The 22,024-nt window shown below is 63.2% G+C and carries 17 protein-coding genes; 6 read left to right on the plus strand and 11 right to left on the minus strand.

The window, feature by feature from the left end:
- Positions 1 to 6 precede the first annotated feature (6 nt).
- The 5 genes from K3F48_RS10035 to K3F48_RS10055 all read right to left on the minus strand — a co-directional run bounded on the left by K3F48_RS10035 (position 7) and on the right by K3F48_RS10055 (position 5,410).
- Positions 7 to 1,530, minus strand: coding sequence for an ABC transporter substrate-binding protein (locus K3F48_RS10035; protein ID WP_222575296.1), 1,524 nt, complete (start codon positions 1,528 to 1,530; stop codon positions 7 to 9).
- A 76-nt stretch (positions 1,531 to 1,606) separates the two neighbouring features.
- Positions 1,607 to 2,497, minus strand: a complete 891-nt coding sequence (locus K3F48_RS10040; protein ID WP_255608812.1) for an ABC transporter permease — start codon at positions 2,495 to 2,497, stop codon at positions 1,607 to 1,609.
- The gene (locus K3F48_RS10045; RefSeq protein ID WP_222575297.1) at positions 2,494 to 3,426 is read right to left on the minus strand and encodes an ABC transporter permease; all 933 of its coding nucleotides are present in this window, start codon (positions 3,424 to 3,426) and stop codon (positions 2,494 to 2,496) included. Before K3F48_RS10045 ends, K3F48_RS10040 begins: the two co-directional genes overlap by 4 nt.
- Positions 3,423 to 4,406, minus strand: a complete 984-nt coding sequence (locus K3F48_RS10050) for an ABC transporter ATP-binding protein (protein WP_222575298.1) — start codon at positions 4,404 to 4,406, stop codon at positions 3,423 to 3,425. Before K3F48_RS10050 ends, K3F48_RS10045 begins: the two co-directional genes overlap by 4 nt.
- The gene (locus K3F48_RS10055; protein WP_370631391.1) at positions 4,403 to 5,410 is read right to left on the minus strand and encodes an ABC transporter ATP-binding protein; all 1,008 of its coding nucleotides are present in this window, start codon (positions 5,408 to 5,410) and stop codon (positions 4,403 to 4,405) included. The genes K3F48_RS10050 and K3F48_RS10055 overlap by 4 nt, the downstream gene beginning before the upstream one ends.
- Before the next feature lie 351 nt (positions 5,411 to 5,761).
- Here K3F48_RS10055 and phnN point away from each other — a divergent pair, with 351 nt between their 5' ends.
- Positions 5,762 to 6,313 (plus strand): phosphonate metabolism protein/1,5-bisphosphokinase (PRPP-forming) PhnN, encoded by a 552-nt coding sequence (gene phnN, locus K3F48_RS10060; RefSeq protein ID WP_222575299.1) that lies wholly within the window; start codon positions 5,762 to 5,764, stop codon positions 6,311 to 6,313.
- Between the two features lie 416 nt (positions 6,314 to 6,729).
- Positions 6,730 to 7,980 (plus strand): lipopolysaccharide assembly protein LapB, encoded by a 1,251-nt coding sequence (locus tag K3F48_RS10065; RefSeq protein ID WP_222575300.1) that lies wholly within the window; start codon positions 6,730 to 6,732, stop codon positions 7,978 to 7,980.
- A 109-nt stretch (positions 7,981 to 8,089) separates the two neighbouring features.
- On the opposite strand, the gene K3F48_RS10070 is transcribed toward K3F48_RS10065, so the two are convergent.
- The 5 genes from K3F48_RS10070 to K3F48_RS10090 all read right to left on the minus strand — a co-directional run bounded on the left by K3F48_RS10070 (position 8,090) and on the right by K3F48_RS10090 (position 16,210).
- Positions 8,090 to 8,494, minus strand: coding sequence for a DUF6165 family protein (locus tag K3F48_RS10070; RefSeq protein WP_222575301.1), 405 nt, complete (start codon positions 8,492 to 8,494; stop codon positions 8,090 to 8,092).
- Between the two features lie 154 nt (positions 8,495 to 8,648).
- Positions 8,649 to 9,617: an FkbM family methyltransferase gene (locus tag K3F48_RS10075; protein ID WP_222575302.1), complete on the minus strand. Its 969-nt coding sequence runs from the start codon at positions 9,615 to 9,617 to the stop codon at positions 8,649 to 8,651.
- Between the two features lie 352 nt (positions 9,618 to 9,969).
- Positions 9,970 to 10,962, minus strand: coding sequence for a hypothetical protein (locus K3F48_RS10080; RefSeq protein ID WP_222575303.1), 993 nt, complete (start codon positions 10,960 to 10,962; stop codon positions 9,970 to 9,972).
- Between the two features lie 164 nt (positions 10,963 to 11,126).
- Positions 11,127 to 12,164 (minus strand): glycosyltransferase, encoded by a 1,038-nt coding sequence (locus tag K3F48_RS10085; protein ID WP_222575304.1) that lies wholly within the window; start codon positions 12,162 to 12,164, stop codon positions 11,127 to 11,129.
- Positions 12,165 to 12,622: 458 nt separating this feature from the next.
- Positions 12,623 to 16,210, minus strand: a complete 3,588-nt coding sequence (locus K3F48_RS10090) for a glycosyltransferase family 9 protein (protein ID WP_222575305.1) — start codon at positions 16,208 to 16,210, stop codon at positions 12,623 to 12,625.
- A 634-nt stretch (positions 16,211 to 16,844) separates the two neighbouring features.
- Here K3F48_RS10090 and K3F48_RS10095 point away from each other — a divergent pair.
- The 3 genes from K3F48_RS10095 to K3F48_RS24860 all read left to right on the plus strand — a co-directional run bounded on the left by K3F48_RS10095 (position 16,845) and on the right by K3F48_RS24860 (position 19,703).
- Positions 16,845 to 18,305: a DUF1800 family protein gene (locus K3F48_RS10095; RefSeq protein ID WP_222575306.1), complete on the plus strand. Its 1,461-nt coding sequence runs from the start codon at positions 16,845 to 16,847 to the stop codon at positions 18,303 to 18,305.
- 2 nt (positions 18,306 to 18,307) lie between these two features.
- On the plus strand, positions 18,308 to 19,528 hold the full coding sequence (locus tag K3F48_RS10100) for a DUF1501 domain-containing protein (RefSeq protein ID WP_222575307.1): 1,221 nt from the start codon (positions 18,308 to 18,310) through the stop codon (positions 19,526 to 19,528).
- A gap of 109 nt (positions 19,529 to 19,637) precedes the next feature.
- The gene (locus tag K3F48_RS24860; protein WP_370631397.1) at positions 19,638 to 19,703 is read left to right on the plus strand and encodes a hypothetical protein; all 66 of its coding nucleotides are present in this window, start codon (positions 19,638 to 19,640) and stop codon (positions 19,701 to 19,703) included.
- Between the two features lie 49 nt (positions 19,704 to 19,752).
- Here K3F48_RS24860 and K3F48_RS24290 read toward each other — a convergent pair whose 3' ends face one another.
- Complete coding sequence (locus K3F48_RS24290; RefSeq protein WP_370631392.1) at positions 19,753 to 19,974, minus strand: DUF1778 domain-containing protein; 222 nt, start codon at positions 19,972 to 19,974, stop codon at positions 19,753 to 19,755.
- 225 nt (positions 19,975 to 20,199) lie between these two features.
- On the opposite strand from K3F48_RS24290, the gene K3F48_RS10115 reads away from it, so the two are divergent.
- On the plus strand, positions 20,200 to 21,996 hold the full coding sequence (locus tag K3F48_RS10115; RefSeq protein WP_370631393.1) for a DEAD/DEAH box helicase: 1,797 nt from the start codon (positions 20,200 to 20,202) through the stop codon (positions 21,994 to 21,996).
- Positions 21,997 to 22,024 lie beyond the last annotated feature (28 nt).

The following is a 22,024-nucleotide window of genomic DNA, read 5'->3' on the forward strand; positions in this document are numbered from 1 at the left end:
GAAGCCTCATGACCTCGTTTGGTTGAACGGACCGAAGTCCATGATCGGGCTGCGATAGGGCGTCCAGTCGAGATCGGCCTTCTTCCCGTAGAACGCGCCATTGTTGTGCAGGATGATGAGCGGCGTCTCCGCCTCGAAAATGTCGAGCATCCGCTTGTTGGCGCGCTTGCGCTCCTCGAGATCGACGCTCTGCTCCAGAACGCGACCAGCCGTTTCATAGTCGTCCGACTTCCAGACGCCGAGCTTGTTCCAGCCGCCGCCGGGGCCCATGAGGCGCCAGGCGAGCGCGGTCGGATCCGGCCAGGAGAGCAGAATGGAACTGTCCCAGATGGCGTTGATCGGCTTCTGCTGCGCCTGGCTGAAATTCTCCACGGATTTGATACGGACGTTTATGCCGACGTCGCGCCACATATCGATCAATATCTGCGCCGTCGCGACCTGATTGGGATACCAGTTGCTCATCAGCCGATAGGTGATGGGCTCGCCCGAATATCCGAGCTCCTTCACGAGCCTGCGCGCTTCCGCCGGATCGAAGCCCGGGGCTTTCGCGGTCGTGTCGTAGAGCGCGCCGAAATCCCGATATTGCATGTTTTCCGGAATGTCGACGCGCCCGGCCCAGAGCGTCTCGACGATGAGCCGTCGATCGATGGCGAGGCTCAGCGCGCGCCGGAAGCGTCGGTCGGAGAGCCAAGGTCCCGTCGTGTCGACGACGAGCACGCGCACATTGACGGTGGGGCCGCCGACCACGACAAGATTGCGGGCGGAGGCGATCGCCGAGAATTGATCTGGAAGAACATCGGAGACGAGATCGTAATCTCCCGCCAGCAGACCGTTCTGCCGAGACGCCGCCTCTGGCGCGACGCGAAACTCGATGCGCTCGAACGGCGGACGTCCGCCCCAATATGCGTCATGCGCCACCAGCGTCACGCTCGTGTCCCGCTGTTGATCCGCGATGCGATAGGGCCCCGCGCCGATCGGCGCCTTCAACCAGCTTTCCCAGCTTCCCGCCCGCTCGAACGCATTTTGGCTGACGATCTGACAGCTCCAGGCGGCGATTTTTTTCTCGATCGCCGGGTCCGGCGATCGGGTTTTGATGCGGATGGTGGAAGGACCGAGCTTTTCGACGGCCTCGATCGTCCTTTGATATTGCGCCGCGACGGTTTGGCCGTCTCCATTCGGACCGGATGTCCGTCTCTGATCGAAGCTGAACAGGACGTCGTCCGCCGTCATCACCGAGCCGTCATGAAAAACGACGTTCGGGCGCAGCTCGAAAACGACCGTGCGTCCGTCCTGTCGAACCCACGACGATGCGAGCGCCGGCTTCAAGGCGCTGTCGTGCGCATAATCGAAACGAAGCAGAGAATCGAACACATTGGAAAGTATCCGCAAGGACGGCGTGTCGTTGCCGAGCACGGGATCGAGCCGGCCGGGTCGGTTCGGCAGAGCGACGACGAGGCTCCGGCGCCTCGTTTGCGCCAATGACGCCTGCGGCAGGAGACATGACGCGATGGTGGCGGCTGCCGCCTCCATGGCCTCTCTTCTCGAAATCGAACTCATAGCAGCTCCTGTTGACGAGAAACGGTTGGCGTTCTGCCCTCGGGTGAGGTCATCTCGACGCGCCATCGATATGATCTCGCAGTCGATCGCCGAGATACGAAACGGAAAGGGTGAGAAGAGAGATGGTTATCGCCGGCGCAGCGACCAGCCAGGGCGCCCGGACCAGATAATCCCTCCCGAAGCCGATCAGCGAGCCGAGCGACGCGGCGGGCGGCTGCACGCCGAGGCCGAGAAAGCTCAGACTGCTCTCGACCAGAATGACCTCGGGAAAGGCGATGCTCATCGCGATGATCAGGGTCGACGCCACATTGGGAAGAATATGCAGCCCATAGACGCGCAGCGGATGCGCGCCGAGCTGTCTCACGGCGGCCGCATAGCCCCGTCCGGCGGCGCCGATCGTCAGGCCGCGGATGATGCGCGCATAGCGCTCCCATCCATGCAGGCCGAGAAGTGCGATGAACACGGGAAGCGAGTCGTCGAGAAAGGCGCGTGCAGCCAGAGCAAGGATCAGGAAAGGCATGCTCGCCTGGAAATCGACGAGCGCGAGCAGCGCCTGTTCGATCCGGCCGCGGAAATGAGCGGCGACGAACCCCGCCGTCGTGCCGATGCAGGCGCTGACGAGGGTGGACCCCGTCGCGATGAACAGGCTGACGCGGATCGAAAAAACGATCCGCGAGAGCTCGTCGCGCCCGAGCTCGTCCGTCCCGAGAATATGCGCGAGATCCCCGCCGAACGCCAAAGGCGGAAGCAGACGTTCGCGCAGATTCACGGCGGCGTAATCATAGGGCATGATGCCGTCGGCGAAGGCCGCGACGATTGCCATGGCCGCGAGCCAGACGAGGCAGATGCGAACGGACAGGGGAGCCGACCACGCCAGTCGTCGCGCGATCTCGGGCGCCGCCGCGCGAAGGTCGAGTCCGAGCGCATTCATCTGGTTCATCGCGCTGTCGCCCTCTCGCGTCTCATGCGCGGGTCCAGAATTGCGTAGAGGAGGTCGACACTCATATTCGCGGTGATCATCGTGAGGGTAACCAGCAGCAGGACGCATTGGACGACGGCAAAGTCGCGGCTCGCCACCGACACCGCCAAGAGACGTCCGACTCCCGGCCAGGAGAAGACGCTCTCGACGACGACAGACCCAGCGATGAGCTGGCCGATCATGAATCCCATGACGGTGACGGTCGGAATAGCGGCGTTGGGAAGCGCGTGACGAAGGACGATCCGCCTCCAGGGCACGCCTTTGGCCGTGGCCGTTCGGATGTATTCCTGGCTCAGCACATCGAGCATCGCATTGCGGATGAAGCGCGCGAGCGTTCCGGCGCCGCTCGGCGCCAAGGTGAGGATCGGCAAGACGGCGTGACGCCAGTTCGTCGCGCCGCCGGAGGGCAGCCAGCCGAACGAAACCGAGAAGATCCAGACGAGCACGAGGCCGAGCACGAAGGACGGCGTCGAGAATCCGGCCACGGCCGCGAGCATCACGCAGCGATCGAAACCCGTTCCGGGCCGAAGAGCCGCATAGACCCCCGCCGGCGCGCCCAGCGCCACGCCGAGGAGAAGAGCCGGAAAGGTGATCGCCAGGGTGATCGGAACACATTCCGCCACCAGTTCCGCGGCCGGACGTCCGTCACGCATCGACCGGCCGAAATCGCCCGTCAGAACGGATCGAACATAGGATATGAATTGGCTGCTCAACGGCTCGTCGAGTCCCCAATGCGCCCGGAACGCGCTCAATGCTTCAGAGGGGGCGTCGATCGACAAGGTCTCGAGGGCGGCGTCGCCGGACAGCCGAAGGACGAAAAAGGCGACCGCCAGCACGATGGCCAAGGTGGCCGAGGCGCGCAGCAGGCGGATCAGGACGAAGCTCGTCATGCCGCCTCCGAGGTCTCGTCGGAGACGACGCCGCACGCCACCTTCCGGCCCGCGCGCAGGCTCCTCAGGACGGGCGCGGTCGCGGCGCAGGAGGCCGCGGCGAGCGGACAGTTCGATCGGAACTTGCAACCGGTCGCCTCATGCGGCGGAGCGGGGGCGCTTTCCAAAAGAGACGGTCGCGCATGATCGTCGCCAAACTTCGGGATGGCGGCGACCAGAGCCTTCGTATAGGGGTGCAGTGGCCGGTCGAAGATGTCTTGCGCATTTCCTTCTTCGACGATCCGCCCGAGATACATGACCGCGACGTGATCGCTCAATTGTCGGACCGCTCGCAAATCATGGCTGATGAAGACCAGCGCCATGCCGATCCGGGCCTGCAGATCCTTCAGCAGAGACGCGATCTGCGCCTGGGTCGAGACGTCGAGAGCGGAGAGAGGCTCGTCGCACACGAGCAAATCCGGGGAGGTGGCGATGGCGCGCGCGATCACGACGCGCTGGCACTGGCCGCCGGAGATTTGACGCGGATAGCGCGCCGCGAGCTCGCGACCGAGCCCGACCGCATCCAGCAGCGCTTCGACGCGTTCGCGCCTTGCGCCCTTATTTCCCATTCCATGGATGACGAGCGGCTCTTCGAGCTGCTCGCGGATCGTCATGCGCGGATCGAGGGAACCCGGCGGGTCCTGAAACACCATTTGCATGCGCGCCCGCTGCCGCCGCCAGGCCACGCTGTCGATTGCGGGCAGCGGGGCGCCGTCGAACGAGACGGAACCCGAATCGGTTTTTTCCAGCCCGAGCAGCAGCCGTCCCGTGGTCGATTTTCCCGAGCCGGATTCGCCGACGAGGCCGAAGGTTTCGCCGCGACGAACGGCGAGTGACACCCCGTCGACCGCGCGCGCGCCACGCGCTGCGCCGAACAGGCCGCCATTCGCGCGATAGCGTTTGACGAGATCCGTCGCTTCCAGGAGCGCTCGGCCGCTCATTCGGCCGCCTCCGACACGAGTTCCGAGACGCCGCGATAACAGGCTACGAGATGAGACGAGCGGCTCGAACAGCCCAACGGCGGCGCTCGGTCGCGGCACTCGGCGAGTCGATCGCCGCACCTCGGCTCGAACGCGCAGCCTCCATGCGCGACGCCGTCGATCGCGGCCGCAGCGTCGGCCCGTTCCGCGCCATGGCGCGGCGCGGCGTCGAGCGAGGACGACGCGGCCAGCAAGGCGCGCGAATAAGGATGCCTGGGAGCGGAGAAGAGGTCGGCGACCGCGGCGGTTTCGACGACGCGGCCGGCGTGCATGACATAGACCCGCCGGCAGACCCGCGCGACGACGGCCAGATCATGCGAGATCAGAGCCAGCGCGCAGCCGGCGTCGCGCCGCACCTCGGCGAGAAGATCGAGAATCTGCGCCTGAACAATGGCGTCGAGCGCCGTCGTCGGCTCGTCCGCGACGATGATGTCCGGCCGCCCGGCCAGCGCCATGGCGATGGTCACGCGCTGGTTCTGTCCGCCCGAGAGCTCATGCGGATAGGACTCCAGCTTGCGCGCCGCGTCGGAAATCCGCACCTGATCGAACAAGCGCTTTGCTTCCGCCCGTGCGGCTTTTTCGGTCATGCCGAGATGCAGCCGCAGGACCTCGACGACTTGCGTCCCGACTCTCTGAATCGGATTGAGCGCGCCTGTCGGATTTTGAAAGATCATCGCGACGCGACGCCCTCGGATCGTCTCCAGCATCGTGCGAGGCGCATGGAGAATTTCCGTCATGGCGAGGCGAACGCTTCCAGAAACGCGCGCGGAGGGCAGAAGCCCAAGCGCGGCGAGAAAGGCCACGGATTTTCCGCTCCCGCTCTCCCCGATAATTCCGACCGCTTCGCCTCGCCCGATCGTCAAATCGACGTCATGGACCACAGCCGCTCCGCCGAACGACACGCTGAGTCCTTCAAAGCGCATCGCCTCTTCGCCCCCTGCGCAATTCGACGCATCGACGAGCATTGCTCTTGTTCTCCACCGATCGAACCCGACGGCAATTGCGACTCTCGCTGCAGGAGCGGCAAACAATCGGGAAATCTGCTTTTCCGTTGTGACGTCGTCGCTGTAGCGAATATCTGGACGCGAATTCTCGCATGACAATTCTTTGAAATTGTCGTGCGAGATATTCACCTTCACCTAGATATAGGATTTTGCCGTGACAACAGCATGACAAAAAGACCGAACATGACCGTCATTGTGATTTATTGTTTGCTGATATATCAATGCACGCCGCCGGCGACAGAGAGGCGCGTCTCGCGCGACGACGCGGCATTTCGCCGGAATTCGCGAGCGCCCCGTATCGGGTTACAAAATATGAAGCGCGCCAAGCTCATTTATGTGATGGGGCCCTCGGGAGCCGGCAAGGATACCCTGCTCGCCTATGCGCGACCGCGTGTCGATCCGACGCAGATTGTTTTCGCGCACCGCTACATCACGCGGGCGATCGACTCCGCGGAAAATCATGTCGCGCTGACGAGGGAGGAGTTCGTCGCTCGGCGAGAGGCCGGCCTGTTCGCGCATTATTGGGAAAGCCATGGCTTCATGTACGCGATCGGTGCGGAAGTCGACGTCTGGCGCGCACGAGGATTTACTGTCGTCGTCAGCGGCGCACGTGCGGCATGGCTTGTCGCGCGGACGCATTATCCGGACGCCATCGGCGTATTGATCGACGCTCCCGCCTCACTTCGTGAGAAGCGACTGTCCATGCGCGGCCGCGAGGACGAGGCGGCGATTCGTGAAAGGCTCCATCGCGAGGTTCCCGTGCAGACGGTCCAAGGAACGGTATATCTTCTCGATAACTGCGGCGCCGTGGCGATTGCCGGCGATCGCTTCGTTCATCTGCTGCAACGACTCGCTCGGGCCTGAAACAGGTCGCGTCGTTTGGCGGCAGTCTCGCTTGTGAAACAGGGACCATATCGTGCTGTTGCCGACAGCGAGATCTTCCGCCGCGCGTTCGCCGGCGCCGTGCGCATGGCCGTGTCCCGGATGCCCTCCGGCGTGACGAGCGCGACCCCGAGACTGCTCCTCGGCTGCAAGAGTGCTGTTGATCGCCAGAATTTTTGTATATGAACGCACAGATCCGATCACCGCTCAGGCCTCGGCTGAGGCAATCTCGAGAAATGTGCAACCACACCGTCGACCCCGCACGACAAGCTGCTGACGAAAGTCTCGGTCCATACGCGCTGTTCCAGCACGTATCGGACAGCGATACGCTTATAGTGAACTTCAGTTTTCGAAATGTTCCGCCCGGCATGTTCGCGCAATATGATGCTTATCGAGACTTGTCCTTTTCACGTCTGTTCCTGAACTGCAAAGACGAGGAATGGTATCGGGCGGGAGTCGCGCCGTTCGGCGAGACGCCGGAGCAAGCCTGCAGAGCCATCCGAAAATTCGCGGAGCAACGCGGCTTCCGTCGAATTGTCACCACTGGACTGTCGAAGGGTGGTTACGCCGCCATGCTCTACGGCCTTCTGCTGGAAGCGGATGCGATATTGAGCTTTGGTCCGGAGCTGGTTCTCCAGCTTCCGTTCGGCCGCAGCCTCTCGACCCTCTCGGGCCAGGCCCCGACCCGATATGACAATCTCCTCGGTCGATTGAAAACTGCAGACCTCGCCAACCTGTTCGTGATCGTGGGCGAGCACGACATTTCGGATCTGCTCCACGGGTTTTTCTACCGGCGCCTGGGCGGCCCCACCTACATTGTCCCTTGCGATCACAGCACGATCGCCTTCGTCCAGCAGCAGGAACTGCTGGACGAAATATTCGTCGCAGCCGCGAGCGGGGCCGGTCGCCTCGCCCCCTTAGAACAACACCTCCGCGCGCTGCCGACGCCGCCGGATCTCATGCCCTATGACGGCGAAAGGCCGCTCACCCCGGCCGAAGTCATCGAGGCGTTCCGGGCGATTCAACGTAGCGCGCCAGGCAATCAAGCATTGGCGCGAACGCTCGGCGACGCCCTGCGCAAGGAGGGCTCCCTCGAAGAAGCCCGCATATTCTTCGAGCTCGCCTATGAGATCGACCCGCACCACGCCGACGGCGCCTATGATCTGGCCCGTCATCTTTTTCGCATGGGAAATCTGGAGAGGGCTCGCGAGATTGCGTCGGATCTGGTGAAGCGTCCAGAAGCGGCGCCTCGAGAATGGTTGCTCTTTGGCGTCCTCCAGGCCAAGGCGGGCTCGCTCGCGGCGGCGATATCGGCGTTCGAGACAGCGGCCGCTCTGGAGCCGAGCGCCGCCGAACATCATTATCAGCTCGCTCGCGCCTATCTGGAAGGCAAACGCTTCGCCGATGCGGAGGCCAGCCTGGAACGTTGCATGTCTCTGCGAACGCGACCCGGCGACGTCGTCCTGATGGCCGCTTTGAAATACAGCGCGGGCCAGCACGCAGACGCGAAAATCTGGAACGATCGGGCGCTCGAGGCGGAGCCGGGGAACCCCGCCGCTCTGAAGCTGGCCGAGCGGCTGAGGCGACGCGCCGGCGATGCGCAGCCGTCGAATGCCGGCGGCCCGGGCGCCAAAGGCGCTGGTGAATGAAGCGCGACAAGCCGCTGCGTCGGCCTCGGCAAGGCCGGGGACACGACGCGGCGTCCGCCTGCAATTCTATCGGTTCGCGGCTCCCATCGCCGGGATGAGGCGAGCCAAGTCAGCAATACTCCGCATAGGATTTTTCCTCGATGATATCGGAGCCGAGAAAATCATTGATGCGCCGCTTGATGCGGGCGCGCTCGTCGTTCTTGTGGTAAACGGAACGGGCGAGTTCAATGAAAACCGCGCCGAAGTCCTTGCCGCGCTCGCAATCCCGAATATCGTCCTCGATCGTCCAGAGCGCCGTGTTCACGAGCGTCAACTCCTCGATCGCGGCGGCCAATGCAGGCTCGAGGGGAGAGAGGAGCGCCGCGCTGTCTTCCAGGATTTCGAGCTCGCGCCGGGCGTTTTGCTGCGCCGCTTCATTCGTCAGCCGATCGACTTTGATGCGCAGAATCGTAATTTTATCGAACAGCTCGCCCCAGGAGACTTGCACTCGCGGAGTTTCGGCACGCTTGACCATAGCTTCTCCTCAATCATCGGCAAAACACGACAAACGCAGCGCTTCCGAGTCGAAGGCTGGCCATATCTCGAGCTTAGCCTGGAACTCTCGCCAAATCGAGGGGCATCGCGCGGCGCCCGCGTTTGAGGCTCGAGAGCCAAATCACGGGTCAGCTCTAGATCGTCGGCCGAATGTAGAAGACATCTACTGCCCCATTCTTGATAAAAACAATTTCCTCGAGAGCTGCAGATAGACTTTCAGCCGAGAGGTAAGTTTTGCCTTCCCACTCAGCATGAAAGCCTATACGAAAAAATGTTTCTGTGAGACGCCTGTAATTCTCTGAGGTTGATTTCGATGAGTATTCAACCATTGCGGAGCGAATGTTCGAGCCGACGGCTCCTATGTCGTCAGTCAGCAAGGGCTCAGCTCCCTCGACGTCTATTTTCACAAACTCGGCCTTGTCCAAATGGAGCTCATCCCAGAGTGTGGTCAGTCTCTTACATTGGACAGTCTCTGTCTCTTTGTCGCCTGCCTCCAGGACAAAAGAATTCTGCGTCCCTTTGCCGATAGAGAATTCGAGCGTTCCATCGAAGTTCGCGACAGCCAGTTTTACAATCTCGAGATTAGGAAACTCTTGTAGCGGCATGTTGACATTGCTTTTTAGAATATCGAACGTAGCCGACGATGCTTCAAAGGCAATCACACGAGCAGCCGGATAACGCGTGCAGAACCACATCGCGACTTCACCCTGATTGGCGCCGATATCGAGAATCGCTTTCGGGCAAATGGCGTGTTTCGACAGAAATGCATTGATCTTATGTCCCAGCGACTGTGCATCCGAGCTGTAGCGCATATAGTAGGCGTCGACGTCACATCGCAGCCAAACGCCATCGAACTTCATCCAGATTCCCGTCTCTGTCGCAAACATCGGGAAGGCAAAGGAGGTGCTTGTGATCGCGGAAGACAGGCGATGGACGGCGGTACGCAGAAGAGCGGCGCGCAGATGCCGCAGTTCTCGTGACGTCAGAGTGACTTTGTCGCCGAGAGATAAAACGGTTGCGTCTGTCCTTTCTGCAGCTTCATTCTCCGCCTTGATCGCCCGCATCACGTTAGTCACTAGTCTTTCGACTTCTTTGTCACTCATGAAAGGTCCTCGCCCGAGGGAGTGTCGTCGCGCGGTTCCCCGCCCCGAAGACGGTTGCGCATTATCGGATCCCACGCCAAATAGATCATGGCCTCTCTAACATTCCGAGTGCCGGCTTGGCAAATTCCGACAGTCGTGCGACTGGAGCTATCGGCTTGGCGGCAATGAGGTTTTCCCCTGCGAATCAGAGGCCGTCTCAGGGTTTGTGATTTATCGAAAAGCGAAACGGCGTCACCAACATCGCCAAGGCCCTGTGGGGAGCGCGGCCATCGATCCCGCCGTCAGACTCTCATACCGCGGATTGTAAGAGGTTCAACAGCCCTGTCGAGACGCTTCAGCCGGCCGATTCTCCTTAAAGCTCAAGGGCCAACTCTCGGGCAATCTGCTGGATTTTGGGATCGGCAGGCGCTTCCTTCAGCGCCTGTTCCGCCCATGAACGCGCATCGTCGATGCGCCCGACACGGTTGAGCAACATCGCCAGCCAACGCTTGTCGTCGGGCGTGGCCGACGCGCATTCGGCCGAAGAACGCGCCGCGATCAACGCCTTGTCGATATCCTTCCCGCGATAGGCACGATCGCGCAAAACCCGATAGCCCGGAGCTGGATCCGCGGCGTTGGCGACAAATCGACCCGCGGCCGCGACGATTTCGTCTTCCAGCCCTTCGGCGGCCAGCAGCTTGCACAGACCGGAAAACGCATGTCGAGAATCAGGCGCCAGTTCGAACCACTTGCGCGTCGCCGAGACGACCAGCCTCTTATGTCCCCTCCGGGCGGCGACTCGACCGAGCACCTCATAGTAATAGGCGCTCTTTCTGCGGTTCTCCCGCGCGCGATTGCGCAGAGCCTTCGGATCAGGGCATTCGAGAAGCAAACTCTCGACTGTGGCTCCGAGAATGCCTGCCTGAAGCAGAAACTCCAATATCAGATGGCCCGCGAATGGGAATTTATACAAGTGGATATTGTCGAGCATCGGCAGCTGCTCGACCTGGAGCGTGTCGAGCGCGTCGAGCGGATCGTATACGACATTGTAGATCACGTCATTTGAAACATGGAGAGCTGCGTTCTCGCGCGTGAAGCGAATTGCGGCGACGTCTTCGTCCCATCGGTTTTCGAAGGGCACGATCGCCTTCGACACGGAGACTTGCGGCGCCACCGCGAGGGCCTGGTCACATTTCACGACGCCCGCCGACAGCAGCACGCCGCAACCGCCCATGCTCGCGCCGTAGGCGATGCGTCTTCGCGACCGTTTGAAAAACTCGAGCCCGCCCACCAGTTGTTCGACCTCCTCCAGCTCCGGCGTCTGCCACCAATGCGGCCACTTCGCGACGATATAGACGCCATTCATCCCGAGGCGGCGTATGAACCCAGCGCCGAATCCGTTCAAAGGCTTGTCAGGGCGCGGGCGAACGGAAAAGGTCAGGATCGATACGTCCGATCCGACTTCTTCCGCTATGACACGTATATCATTGCCGTCGTAGATGATTGTCATGTTTCTCTCCGCCCGGCTGGTTACGAAATCGCTCGGGCAAAAGACAAAATCTTCTCCGCAAAGACCTTGTTGCTGAAATGCGCCGTCGCATAGGCGAGCCCGCGTTCGATGACCGAGCGTCGTTCCGTCTCGTTGGACAAGTAGAAGCGGCATTTGTCCTCGAGATCCTCGAGCGAATGGTAGACGACGAAACCGCCGCACTCCGTTTCGAGCTCGAGGAGGCCATTGACACTGTCCGTCATGAGAAATCCACCGGAGCCTAGGACCGTGCTGAACCGTTCGTTGAGGTATAGGCGACCATCGGGCCGCACATGGCTATTGAGGTTGATCCGACTAGATTTATAGGCGGAAGGCAATTCCTCATAGCGCAGCGCCCCACGCCAGTTGTCGCGCATCTCGGGCACGCCGAACTCCCCTCCCCACGCCAAGCGCTTGTCCCATGGACCAAACAGCTTCACGTCGCCGAGCGGCGCCACCCTCCTGACGATGTCACTTCTACAATATAGCGAGAAGCGAAAGCGCGACGGTGGATACATGTTTGTCGCAATAAATGACATATCGCAGTCGAATGCATCGGAACGCGCGGCATTCGTGTGGGTATCTTCGTCAAAAGGCGGATACAGCACCACAGCCGGAACGCCGATGGCGGCATAATCGGCGATGCTGTCCTCGCAGCAGGTGATCGCGAAGTCGAAGTCGGAAGAAACCAGATGCTCGCCGAACTCGATGACGAACGGATCATCGAAGCTATGGAAAGCGAATTTGATGTCGCCATTCTTTTCCTTGATGCGACGAATCAGTCCCGGCTCGTAGTCGCGCTTGCACATAACCCAAACCACGATCTTTGCGTCGACTTGCTGGACGGCCTCCAGTATCCGGTCTTCGATATCTGGAAAAGGCGAGTATTTTGCTGCGCTCGAAGGTCTGGAGTAATCGCGGGTCGGAACATAGGCCGCCTTGACGCCAATTCTCTCGAAGCCTTTGCCAACGACAGCGATCGTGCTTTCCACGCGACGACCGCCGCAAATAACCACACCATTCGTTTTCAGCAGACTCATACGGCCATCCTCGGTTCAAGATGCGTCCGGAGATTTTTTATCCGGCGACCCTGCATTATATCGAGCGGGAGTATATCAGCTGCCGAGAGCAAAACGCCATCGAACTCGAATCCTCGCGCGATCGACTGTCTCGACCAAAGCGCGATGCGCGGCGCAGCTTTGAAACTGCTGTAAATACCACGGTCTAGAGTCGACGAGCGTGCGCAGTGGAGCCGGCGGTTCTGCGCGTCGGCGCGTGTTCGGAGAGGCCGAGGCTGGTCATAGCCGAGCGGTGGTCATTCGATCGCGGCCTTCGCGGCGTCCGAGCAAAACCCGCGTCGGAGTTCCGAGGAACGGCCACAATCCGCGGCATGGTCGATCCTCGGACAAGCCGGGGCATTGAAATCCGAGAGGCCGATCTGTTAGCGCGAACATTCCGACTTCGAAGCGCCTTCGATCGGCCCACCGGACACGGATTCCTACAGACTCTCTCGATCGGCGCCCAAGGCCTCCAAGACCGCGGACAAGACGCGCTCGACGTCGATGTCGGCGATGCAGCGGCATTCCCCGGCGTTGAATCGGGCGCTGTCCTTGACTTCGCATGGAGCGCAGTCGCGCTCGCTCGCCACCACCCGACTGGTGGGCCGCGACGGACCGCGCGTGCCGACGTCTGTCGGGGCAAAAATCGCGGTCAGCGGTATGCCGAGCGCATTGGCTATATTCATCACGCCCGAATCGTTGGTGACGACATGGTCGACCTGCAACAGCTTGTCCGCCATCTCGCCGATCGTGCCGCCGGTCCAATCTTCGGAGCCTTCGACGTGCTCCTCCGCAATGCCGACCGACGCCACCCTGTAGCCGCGAGCGACCAGCTCGGCGGCGAGCGTGGAATAATGCGGCCACCTCTTCGCCTCCCAGCGCCCGCCCTTGCTGCCGGCGTGGAAGGCGATGATGCGTGAATTCGGCGGCGAGTAGGTTCGTTCCCCGACGAAATAGCCTTCGGCGTCCTCCGCGGTCCAGTCGACGCCGAGAAGCCGCTGGGCCATGTTCAGGTTGAAAAGCGTTTCATGCTCGGAACGGCCGGGCACGAAACGATCGAGATCGCGTGAATAGATCTCTCGCGCGGTGTTGAATCTGGGCCGGATGTCGCCGAAGCAATTGGCGAGGAACACGGTCTCGTAAGGGCGGCGAAGCGCGATCGAGCCGAGCTCATATATCGTTCCGACGAAGGCCGCATTGTCGACCACGTCGAAATAGGAGGTTCCGCCCTCCGATATGACGACATCGACCGTTTGGCCGTAATGCCTGGCCAGCAGGCGGATGAGCGGCGTCGCATGAATGACGTTTCCGACTCCGCCGCCGACCCCCACCAGCACGCGCTTCGACAGGCTTCCGATCAGCCGCGCCGCCTGCTCCCGGAACACTCTCGGTCCGAATCGCTCGGCGTTCTCCAACGCCTTCGCGCGAGCGGCGGCGTAAGCGACATCGTCTGCGAACAGGCGCTCCACCGTCTCGGCCCAAAGCTCGGGCTCGGGCCCGAGGACAAAGCCGGAGCGCTCGAGCAGATAGGGGATGTTGCCGGCATTGGCCCCGATGACGACTCTGCCCCGCAGTTGCGCCTCGATGACGACGCGGGAAAAGGTCTCGACGAATTCGAAGCTCGGCGTCAACACAATGCGACAGCCGGCGTAGAGGGCGTCGACGTCGTCGGTGCGCGGGAGAACAGTCACATTCGGCAAGCCGCGTAGGCGAACCCAGCGTTCGGCGAGTTGCACGGAGCTTTGACTCGCCACCGCCACGAAGCGCCTGTGCGGCAGCCTCTCCGCGATGTCCAGCAGCAACCCGAAGCCTTTGTCCACCCTGGCGTTCAAGAGCAATACCGAATCGCCCACGCTTTCCGGGACGACCGGCTCGCTGAAGGAGCTGGAATAGATGACCGGCGTTCGAAGCTTGAATTTCGACTCGATCAGCCCCCGACTGTAATCGGAGTTGGCGTAGAGGACGGACAGATCGGAGATCAGAGCGCGCGCTTCCGGCAGCGCCGGCTGCCGAGCCGTGATGTAGGGATAATATGGCGCGTCGGGACTATTGCTCTCGAAGAAGTCTCGGAAGAAATGAAAACCATACACCACTTTCAAGTCGAGACCTTCGACGGCGAGCGAGAACTCGTAGGGCATGGCGATCACATGAACGACAGAAAAGTCGTGGGCGAGCAGGAACGACCTGATCGCCCCGATGTCGCTCCTTATGAAATGCCAGCGAACGCCGTTCTCCTCGCCGGACTGTCCGGCCAGCGCGGGGTTCGTTCCGACGATATCGACGGAGTAGCCGCTGTCCGAATAGGCCAGCGAGATATTGCGGAGGAACTGCTCGCCGCCTCCGAAGTTGAGCCAGCCGTGACGCGACACCACGGCAACTCGGGAGCCGCGATCGCCTCGCCCGTGCGGCCGATTGCTGCTGAGCCGCCGGCCGATGGCCTGAATTCTCACGGCGGCCGCCTCGACCGACGCCTCGGGCTCGATTTGTCGAAGTATGTCGCCCAGGAGAGCGCCACGCACGAAAATTTGCTGCTGAACATGTCCGAGATCGATCGCCGACCAGACGGCGCCGAGTCCCGGCGCCGAGCCCGCGGCGAAATCGATGATGTCTCCGACCGTCGGCCCACCTCCTACCGGCAGAACAAACCAACGCTCGGGATGCTCTGCGCAGGCCGCTTCCATTTGCTCGACGAGGGACGGAAACGGGCCGTCAGCTCGCGTGATCAGCGGCACGACGTCGACGGCGACCCCGAAATCCTCACGAATCGTGTCGAGCGCGGCGATCGGGAGCGAGCTGTTCGGCGCAAATACCGTGACTGCTCGCAAGCACGCGCGCGGGGAATCGTCCTTGTCCGTAAAGCCCGCCTCGAGGCAGCGTAGCAGGTAGAGAGCCGCCGAGCTGTCCGGGCGGCGGGTCAGGGCGCGACGACAGGCGGCGCGCGCATCGTCATAGCGTCCCTGCCGAAGAAAAAATCGGGCGAGAGCGAGGGCGTTGGCCTCGGTCGCCTTTAGCTGCTCGGCTTCGGAGAAAGCCGTTTCAGCGCGATTGGAGTTGCCGGCCTGCTGGTAGAGCTGTCCGAGCAACGACCAAGCCCTGTGTTCCTTGGGGTTCTCTTTGGTCGTGGCGTTCAAGAGATGGAAGCACGCAGCATAGGCGGTCGTTCGGCTGACCGGCTGCAGGTAGTGCCCATTCCCGAAGCCGTTATTCGCGAGAGCGAGATAAATTCGGACCTGCGTCAGTTTGTTTTCATTGTTGCTTGTCTCTTTGAGCAGGATCGAGTTCAGGTGAAATGCCTCGGCATAGTCGCGCTGGTCGAGGGCGATGTCTCGTAGAACCCGAACCGCTCGCATGTTGCTAGGTTCTGAATTCAACACCGATCGAGCGATCGCCTCGGCTTCGCTCGAATGCTTGAGCGCGAGGTGAGCCGCAGCCAGCGCAGCTCGCATATCATTGTCGAGATGCTTCAGCAGCGGCTCCAGCAGCGCGACCACGCGCTCGTGCAGCTTCGCGCTCGCATAGGATTCCAGAACGCGGACCAGCGCCTGACGATCCGCTTCGGAAAGAGACGGCGCCGATTGAATTGTGGCGGTCAGATGCAGATCGATGTTGGGTCCGTCGGATGTCGCGGGCGCCTCGGCAATCTTGGGGCGGTCCAGCCACCTCTCCGAAATTTGCCGCCGGACCGCGCGGATCTCGTCGTCGCCGGGCAAGCGCTGCAAGGCGATCTCGGCGTCGCGCAATCCGGCGACGAATTGACCCGAGTCGCGATGCATTCGCAGAAGGTGCAGCCAGACCTCTCTGTTGCGCGGCTTCAGCTCCAGCATTCGCCGAGCCTGCGCCGACGCGGCCGGAAATTGCTGTCGGCCTCGCAGAGCCTTCAAACGGAATATCTGCGCGCTCCACGACGGCGCATCCCCGGTGAGTTCGAGGATTTCGTCGAATTTTTCCGCCTTGAACAGATCGTCCAACAAGGCGTCATCGATCTTGGGCGCGTTCGTGTGGGCGTTCTCACCGGTTTTCATATTCATGGGCCAATCCTACCGATGCGACCTTTGGCATGAAAAAGCCATGACGATGCAGGCCACAACCTCGTGGGTCCGCGCGCGATCACGTGAGCTTGCAAGCCGAGGCTGGGGAATCCAGACTGCGGCCTCTCGAAAGCCTTCGGCGAGCCGGAGCGCGCCATCGGCGTAGCCGCGCGCGCTCTCGACTGCGCTGCGGATTGTCGGCACGACCAAACTTTCGATCGCGCGGACAAGATAAGGCCCCGAGGCAGAGCCTCGAGCGCCCCCGATTCGGCGCGCTTGCTCGCCGAGCTCCGAATGCTCCCGACGCCCCTGGTTCTAGAGCCGGGGGCGGCCGGCTCTGCCGAGCGCAGCGCCTGAAATCGCGTGCTATTTCCGAGTTAGGTAGCTTAGCTTGCGGCTATCTGTCAAACACTTGTGGCGCCGCTCGCAGGGCCGAGCCTCAAATCGTCGACGACCCGTTAAGCCGGCGCGCTGCGCCTGGTCTCGGCCAGCGCCACTCGCCCCGGCCTCGTGCTGGCGCAGCGCGCCGAGGAAAAGCGCTGAACGCGCGTCGTTCATCCGCCAGTCAGGTCTCGTCGCTATAAGCGGCGCGGTTCCGCTATTTCGCGGCGCTTTCCTCGAAGAGGGGAGGAACATGGTCATCGGCTCCGATCCTCGCGGCGCTCTGATCGCTCTCGACAGATTCGGCCTCGGCGCCAAGCCCGGCGATCTCGCTGCGGCCGCCGCCGATCCGCGCGGCTTTCTGTTGGAAGAAATTCGTCGACCGAATGTGGGCCGACTCGAAAACGCATCTCTCCTTCCCTCCAATGTCGCTCTGCAGGCGCTCTTCGCCGATCAGCAGGCAAGGCGCATCGAGCGCGAGCGCAATATTGTCGAGAAGACGACGCGCATCTCGATGGCGGAGCCCGGAGCGGCGATGGCCGCGTCCGGCCCTGCCGCGCCGCCGCCGAACGCCGACAGCAGGCCGAAGCCGCAAGAACCGCCGATCGACCAGAAACTATTTCGCGCCGAGGCGATGGCGCGCTTCGAGAAGCAGGCGAGCGCGCAGGCCGGCTTCGTCGAGCGCCTCGTCGCCTTCTGGTCGAACCATTTCGTCGTCTCGGTCGCCAAGGGGCAGTTCGTCCGCGTCGCAGCCGGGCCGTTCGAGCGCGAGGCGATCCGGCCGCACGCGCTCGGCCGCTTCGCCGATATGCTGGCCGCGGTCGAGAGCCATCCGGCCATGCTTTTCTATCTCGACAATCAGCGGTCCATCGGGCCGGGATCAGCGGCGGGGCGTTTCGCCGGCAAGGGCCTCAACGAAAATCTCGCGCGCGAAATTCTCGAGCTGCATACGCTCGGCGTGGGCGGCGGCTATTCGCAACAGGATGTGACGGCGCTCGCTCGCATCATCACGGGTTGGAGCGTCGCGGAGGCCGAGAGTGAAATCGGCGAGCCGGGCAGCTTCGTGTTCAAGGCCAACTGGCACGAGCCCGGCGCGCCGGTTCTACTCGGCGAACGCTATCCGCAGACGGGTCGCGAGCAGGGCGCGGCGGCGCTCGCCGCTATCGCCCGCCATCCGGCGACGGCGACGCATATCGCAACGAAGCTCACGCGCCACTTCATCGCCGATGCGCCTCCGAAGCCGATCGTCGAGGCGCTGGCCAAGACCTTCCGCGACACGGACGGCGAACTTTCCGCCGTCGCGGAAACGCTGATCGAGAGCGATCTCGCTTGGAGCGCGCCCTTCTCGAAAATCCGCACGCCGGAAGAATTCCTCGTCGCGACCGCGCGGGCGACGGGCGTCCTGCCAACTGATCCCGGCCAATATCTCAATATGTTGAAGGCTATGGGAAGGCCGCTGTGGCAGCCGCCCGGCCCCAATGGCTATCCCGACACTCTCGACGCCTTGGCCTCGCCCGAGGCGATGAAACTGCGCCTCGATGTCGCTTGGCAGATCGCCCAGCGACTGAAGAACATTGGTCATCCGCTCAGCCTGCTCGACACGGCCGCCGGCCTCGCCGCCTCGCGCGAGACACGGGAGGCGGTCTCGCGCGCGGAATCGCGTCCGCAGGCTCTCGCCATTGTTCTGATGTCCCCCGAATTTCAACGGAGGTGACGGTGACCGTCTCTTCATCTCTTTCCCGCCGTCGTCTCCTCGCGCTCGGCGGCGTCTCTCTGGCGCTGGCGCATTTTCCGCGCGGCGCGCGCGCCGCGGCGGCGCGCGATCCGCGCCTTGTCGTCATCGTGCTTCGCGGCGCGCTGGACGGGCTATCGGCGGTCGCGCCGGTCGGCGACCCCGATTATGCCGCTGTGCGCGGGTCGCTCGCCCTCTCGCCCATCGGCGACAAGCGGGCGCTGCCGCTCGACGGATTTTTCGCGCTGCATCCCTCCATGCCGGTCTTTGCCCGGCTGTATAAGGAAGGGCGCGCGAGCGTCGTTCACGCGGTCGCGACCGGCTATCGCGAGCGCTCGCATTTCGACGGCCAGGACGTGCTGGAGAGCGGCCATGCCGGGCCGGGCCACACCGAGTCGGGCTGGCTCAATCGCGCCGTCTTCGCGCTGGAATCGACGACCCCGGCGCGCCTCCGCGGGCTCGGCGTCGGCGCGGCGGCGCCGCTCGTCATGCGCGGGCCGGCGCCGGCGCTCGGCTGGGCGCCGCAAGTGCTGCCGCCGGCGGGCGAGGATCTCGCTCAGCGCTTGCTCGATCTCTACACGCATGGCGATCCGACCCTCGCCGCAGCGCTGCGCGCCGGGCTCGACGCCGACAGGATCGCAACCTCCGGCGGGCTCACCGGCGACGTGGCCAAAGCGCGCGGCGGCATGGATCAGCCCAATGGCATGCGCCAGGCGGCGATGGGCGCCGCGCGGCTACTGGCGACGCCCGACGGCCCGCGCGTCGCCGCGCTCGCCTTCGACGGCTGGGACACGCACGCCAATGAGAACAGCCTGTTGGCGACGCGCCTTTCCGGCCTCGACGGCGCGCTCGAGCAATTCGAGACGGGGCTCGGCGAAGCCTGGAAGGATACGGCCGTCGTCGTCATCACCGAATTCGGCCGAACGGCGCGCATCAATGGCACCGGCGGGTCCGATCACGGGACGGCCAGCGTCGCATTTCTAGCCGGCGGCGCGGTGAGAGGCGCCCGCGTCGTCGCCGACTGGCCGGGGTTGAAGACGAATCAGCTCCACCAGGGACGCGACCTCGCTCCGACGCAGGATTTGCGCTCTGTGCTGAAAGGCCTCATCGCCGATCAGTTCGGGCTCTCGGCGCAGACGCTCGCCGAAAAAGTATTTCCCGACTCTGCCGCGGCTCCACCCCTGCGAGGGCTCATCGCCGGCTGAATGCCGGCGCCTCGCTTCAGCTATGATAATATCCTGCCATAGGGAGGAGGCCGCCATGTCCGCAACTGAAAGACGCACGTTCAGCCTGCCGCGGGAATAGGCCGCTTTCATCGACCGGCTCGTCGACTCCGGCGCCTATGCCACCAGCAGCGAGGTCGTCCGCGCCGGCCTGTGACGCCTGGAAGGCGGACCCGAGCTTCTCGTCTCGTCCCGCAGGCACGTGGTCAAACGCCGGTTCGCTCGCGATAGCAGCGCACCGTCCCGCGAAGGCGGTCATTGACCGGCTTCGGGTCGAGCAGCGCATCGACGAATGCTTCGCTGTCACGAACCGAGAGCGAGAGCTGACCATGCTCCTCGATAGCTGCCGGCTCGCCTTCTCCCGCCTTTCGCAGCTTGCACGCAATTCCCTGTGCACAAGAAGGCGCGGCGCCGGCTCGGGATTGCACGGGCCGAGCCGTCTTCCCAGTATAGGCTCCGACGAGAGGCGCGAAGCCGCTCCTTCGCGCGCGTAAAAAATCGACGACTATCGCGATCTCCCCTGGCTCGAAACGCTCGGCTGGACGATCGAGATCGACGCCGATTTTCCGATCCGGCCGATCGCCGGCGGCGGCAATGTCGACGCGGAGATTCGTGAAAGCTCCGGCGTCGACTGGCTCGAGCTCGACCTGGGCGTGACGATCGACGGCGAGACCATCGACCTGGTGCAGCCGATCGCGACGATGATCGGCGCGCCGGATTTCGATCGCCAGATGTTCGCCGAGAGCGACGAGGACGACGACGAGCCGTTCTATCTGCGCCTCGCCGACGGCCGCTTCCTAGCGCTGCCGAAAGCGCGGCTCGCGCCGATCGTCGCGGCAATCTGGGAGCTGGCGTGCGACGGCGCGCTCCAGGGCGAGGGCGGACGGTTGCGGCTGTCGGCGATGGACCTCGCCGGCCTCGCCGCTTTCGAGGAGGCGACCGGCGGCGCCGGGCTGTCCTGGCGCGGCGGCGAGAAGCTGCGCGAAATGGGACGCAAGCTGACCGCGAACGGCGGCCTTCCCGCAATCGCTCTGCCGGAAAGCTTCACGGCGAGGCTGCGGCCCTATCAGGCGCAGGGCGTCGCCTGGCTCGCCTTTCTGCGCGACCTTAACCGCGGCGGCGTGCTCGCCGACGATATGGGCTTGGGCAAGACCGTGCAGGCGCTCGCGCTCATCGCCATGGAGAAAGCCGCCGGACGGCTCGGCGCTCCGGCGCTGGTCGTCGCGCCGACGAGCCTGATGGCCAATTGGCGGCGCGAGGCGGAAAAATTCGCGCCCGATCTGTCGGTCGTCGTGCTGCAAGGCAGCGACCGCAAGAAGCGTTTCGCCGAGATCGGCGCCGCCGACATCGTGCTCTCCACCTATCCGCTGATCTCGAAGGATCACGAGACGCTGAAGGCGCGGCAATGGAGCCTGGTGTTTCTCGACGAGGCGCAGACGATCAAAATTCCCAACGCCGCCACCACGCGGCTGATCCGCTCGCTGCATGCGCGCACGCGCTTCTGCCTCACCGGCACGCCGCTCGAAAATCATCTCGGCGAATTATGGTCGATCTTCTCCTTCGCCCTGCCCGGCTTCCTCAGCGATTTGTCTTCCTTCACCCAGGCGTTTCGCACGCCGATCGAGAAGAAGGGCGACGCCGAGCGCGGCCGGCTTTTGGCCAAGCGCGTCAGGCCGTTCCTGCTGCGCCGCACGAAGGAGGAGGTGGCGAATGAGCTGCCGCCCAAGACCGAGATCGTCGAGCGCGTCGAGATGGAGGGAGCGCAGCACGATCTCTATGAATCGATCCGCCTCTCGATGCATGAGAAGGTGCGCGCCGCCATCGCCGCCAAGGGCTTTTCACGCAGTCGAATTGTGATCCTCGACGCGCTGCTGAAGCTGCGGCAATGCTGCTGCTATCCGCGCCTGCTGAAGCTCTCCGCCAAAGCCTCGGCCAAGGCGCGCTCCGCGAAACTCGAGCGCTTGACGGAATTGCTCGACGCGCTCCTCGACGAAAACCGCCGCGTGCTCGTCTTCTCGCAATTCACCTCCATGCTCGATCTCATCCGCCCCGAGCTCGACGCGCGCGGCGTCGCCTATTCGCTGCTGACGGGAGACACGCGCGACCGCGCCGGGGCGATTAACGATTTTCAAGATGGGCGCACGAAGATCTTTCTCATCAGCCTCGAGGCCGGCGGCGTCGGCCTCAACCTCACCGCCGCCGATACGGTGATCCTCTATGATCCCTGGTGGAACCCGGCGGTCGAGGACCAGGCGATCGACCGCGCCCATCGCCTCGGCCTGGAGAAGCCGGTATTCGTGCATAAGATCGTGGTCGCGGGCACGATCGAGGAGAAGATGAGCGCGCTGAAAGAGAAGAAGCGCGCGCTGGCCGAGAGCCTGTTCGACCCGGACGGAACCCCGACCCTCGCTCTGACCGAGGCTGATCTCGACCTGCTGTTCGCGCCGTGACGGGCGAGCGTTCGGGATGGACGCGCGT

This window comes from Methylosinus sp. Sm6 (genome assembly GCF_019802345.1).
Taxonomy (GTDB): Bacteria; Pseudomonadota; Alphaproteobacteria; order Rhizobiales; family Beijerinckiaceae; genus Methylosinus.

Excerpts from the sequence above, each read along its gene's own strand:
- K3F48_RS10035 (WP_222575296.1), bottom strand. The coding sequence starts at position 1,530 with ATGGAGGCGGCAGCCGCCACCATCGCGTCATGTCTCCTGCCGCAGGCG.
- K3F48_RS10040 (WP_255608812.1), bottom strand. The coding sequence starts at position 2,497 with ATGAACCAGATGAATGCGCTCGGACTCGACCTTCGCGCGGCGGCGCCC.
- K3F48_RS10045 (WP_222575297.1), bottom strand. The coding sequence starts at position 3,426 with ATGACGAGCTTCGTCCTGATCCGCCTGCTGCGCGCCTCGGCCACCTTG.
- K3F48_RS10050 (WP_222575298.1), bottom strand. The coding sequence starts at position 4,406 with ATGAGCGGCCGAGCGCTCCTGGAAGCGACGGATCTCGTCAAACGCTAT.
- K3F48_RS10055 (WP_370631391.1), bottom strand. The coding sequence starts at position 5,410 with ATGCTCGTCGATGCGTCGAATTGCGCAGGGGGCGAAGAGGCGATGCGC.
- phnN (WP_222575299.1), top strand. The coding sequence starts at position 5,762 with ATGAAGCGCGCCAAGCTCATTTATGTGATGGGGCCCTCGGGAGCCGGC.
- K3F48_RS10070 (WP_222575301.1), bottom strand. The coding sequence starts at position 8,494 with ATGGTCAAGCGTGCCGAAACTCCGCGAGTGCAAGTCTCCTGGGGCGAG.
- K3F48_RS10075 (WP_222575302.1), bottom strand. The coding sequence starts at position 9,617 with ATGAGTGACAAAGAAGTCGAAAGACTAGTGACTAACGTGATGCGGGCG.
- K3F48_RS10080 (WP_222575303.1), bottom strand. The coding sequence starts at position 10,962 with ATGAATGGCGTCTATATCGTCGCGAAGTGGCCGCATTGGTGGCAGACG.
- K3F48_RS10085 (WP_222575304.1), bottom strand. The coding sequence starts at position 12,164 with ATGAGTCTGCTGAAAACGAATGGTGTGGTTATTTGCGGCGGTCGTCGC.
- K3F48_RS10090 (WP_222575305.1), bottom strand. The coding sequence starts at position 16,210 with ATGAATATGAAAACCGGTGAGAACGCCCACACGAACGCGCCCAAGATC.
- K3F48_RS10095 (WP_222575306.1), top strand. The coding sequence starts at position 16,845 with ATGGTCATCGGCTCCGATCCTCGCGGCGCTCTGATCGCTCTCGACAGA.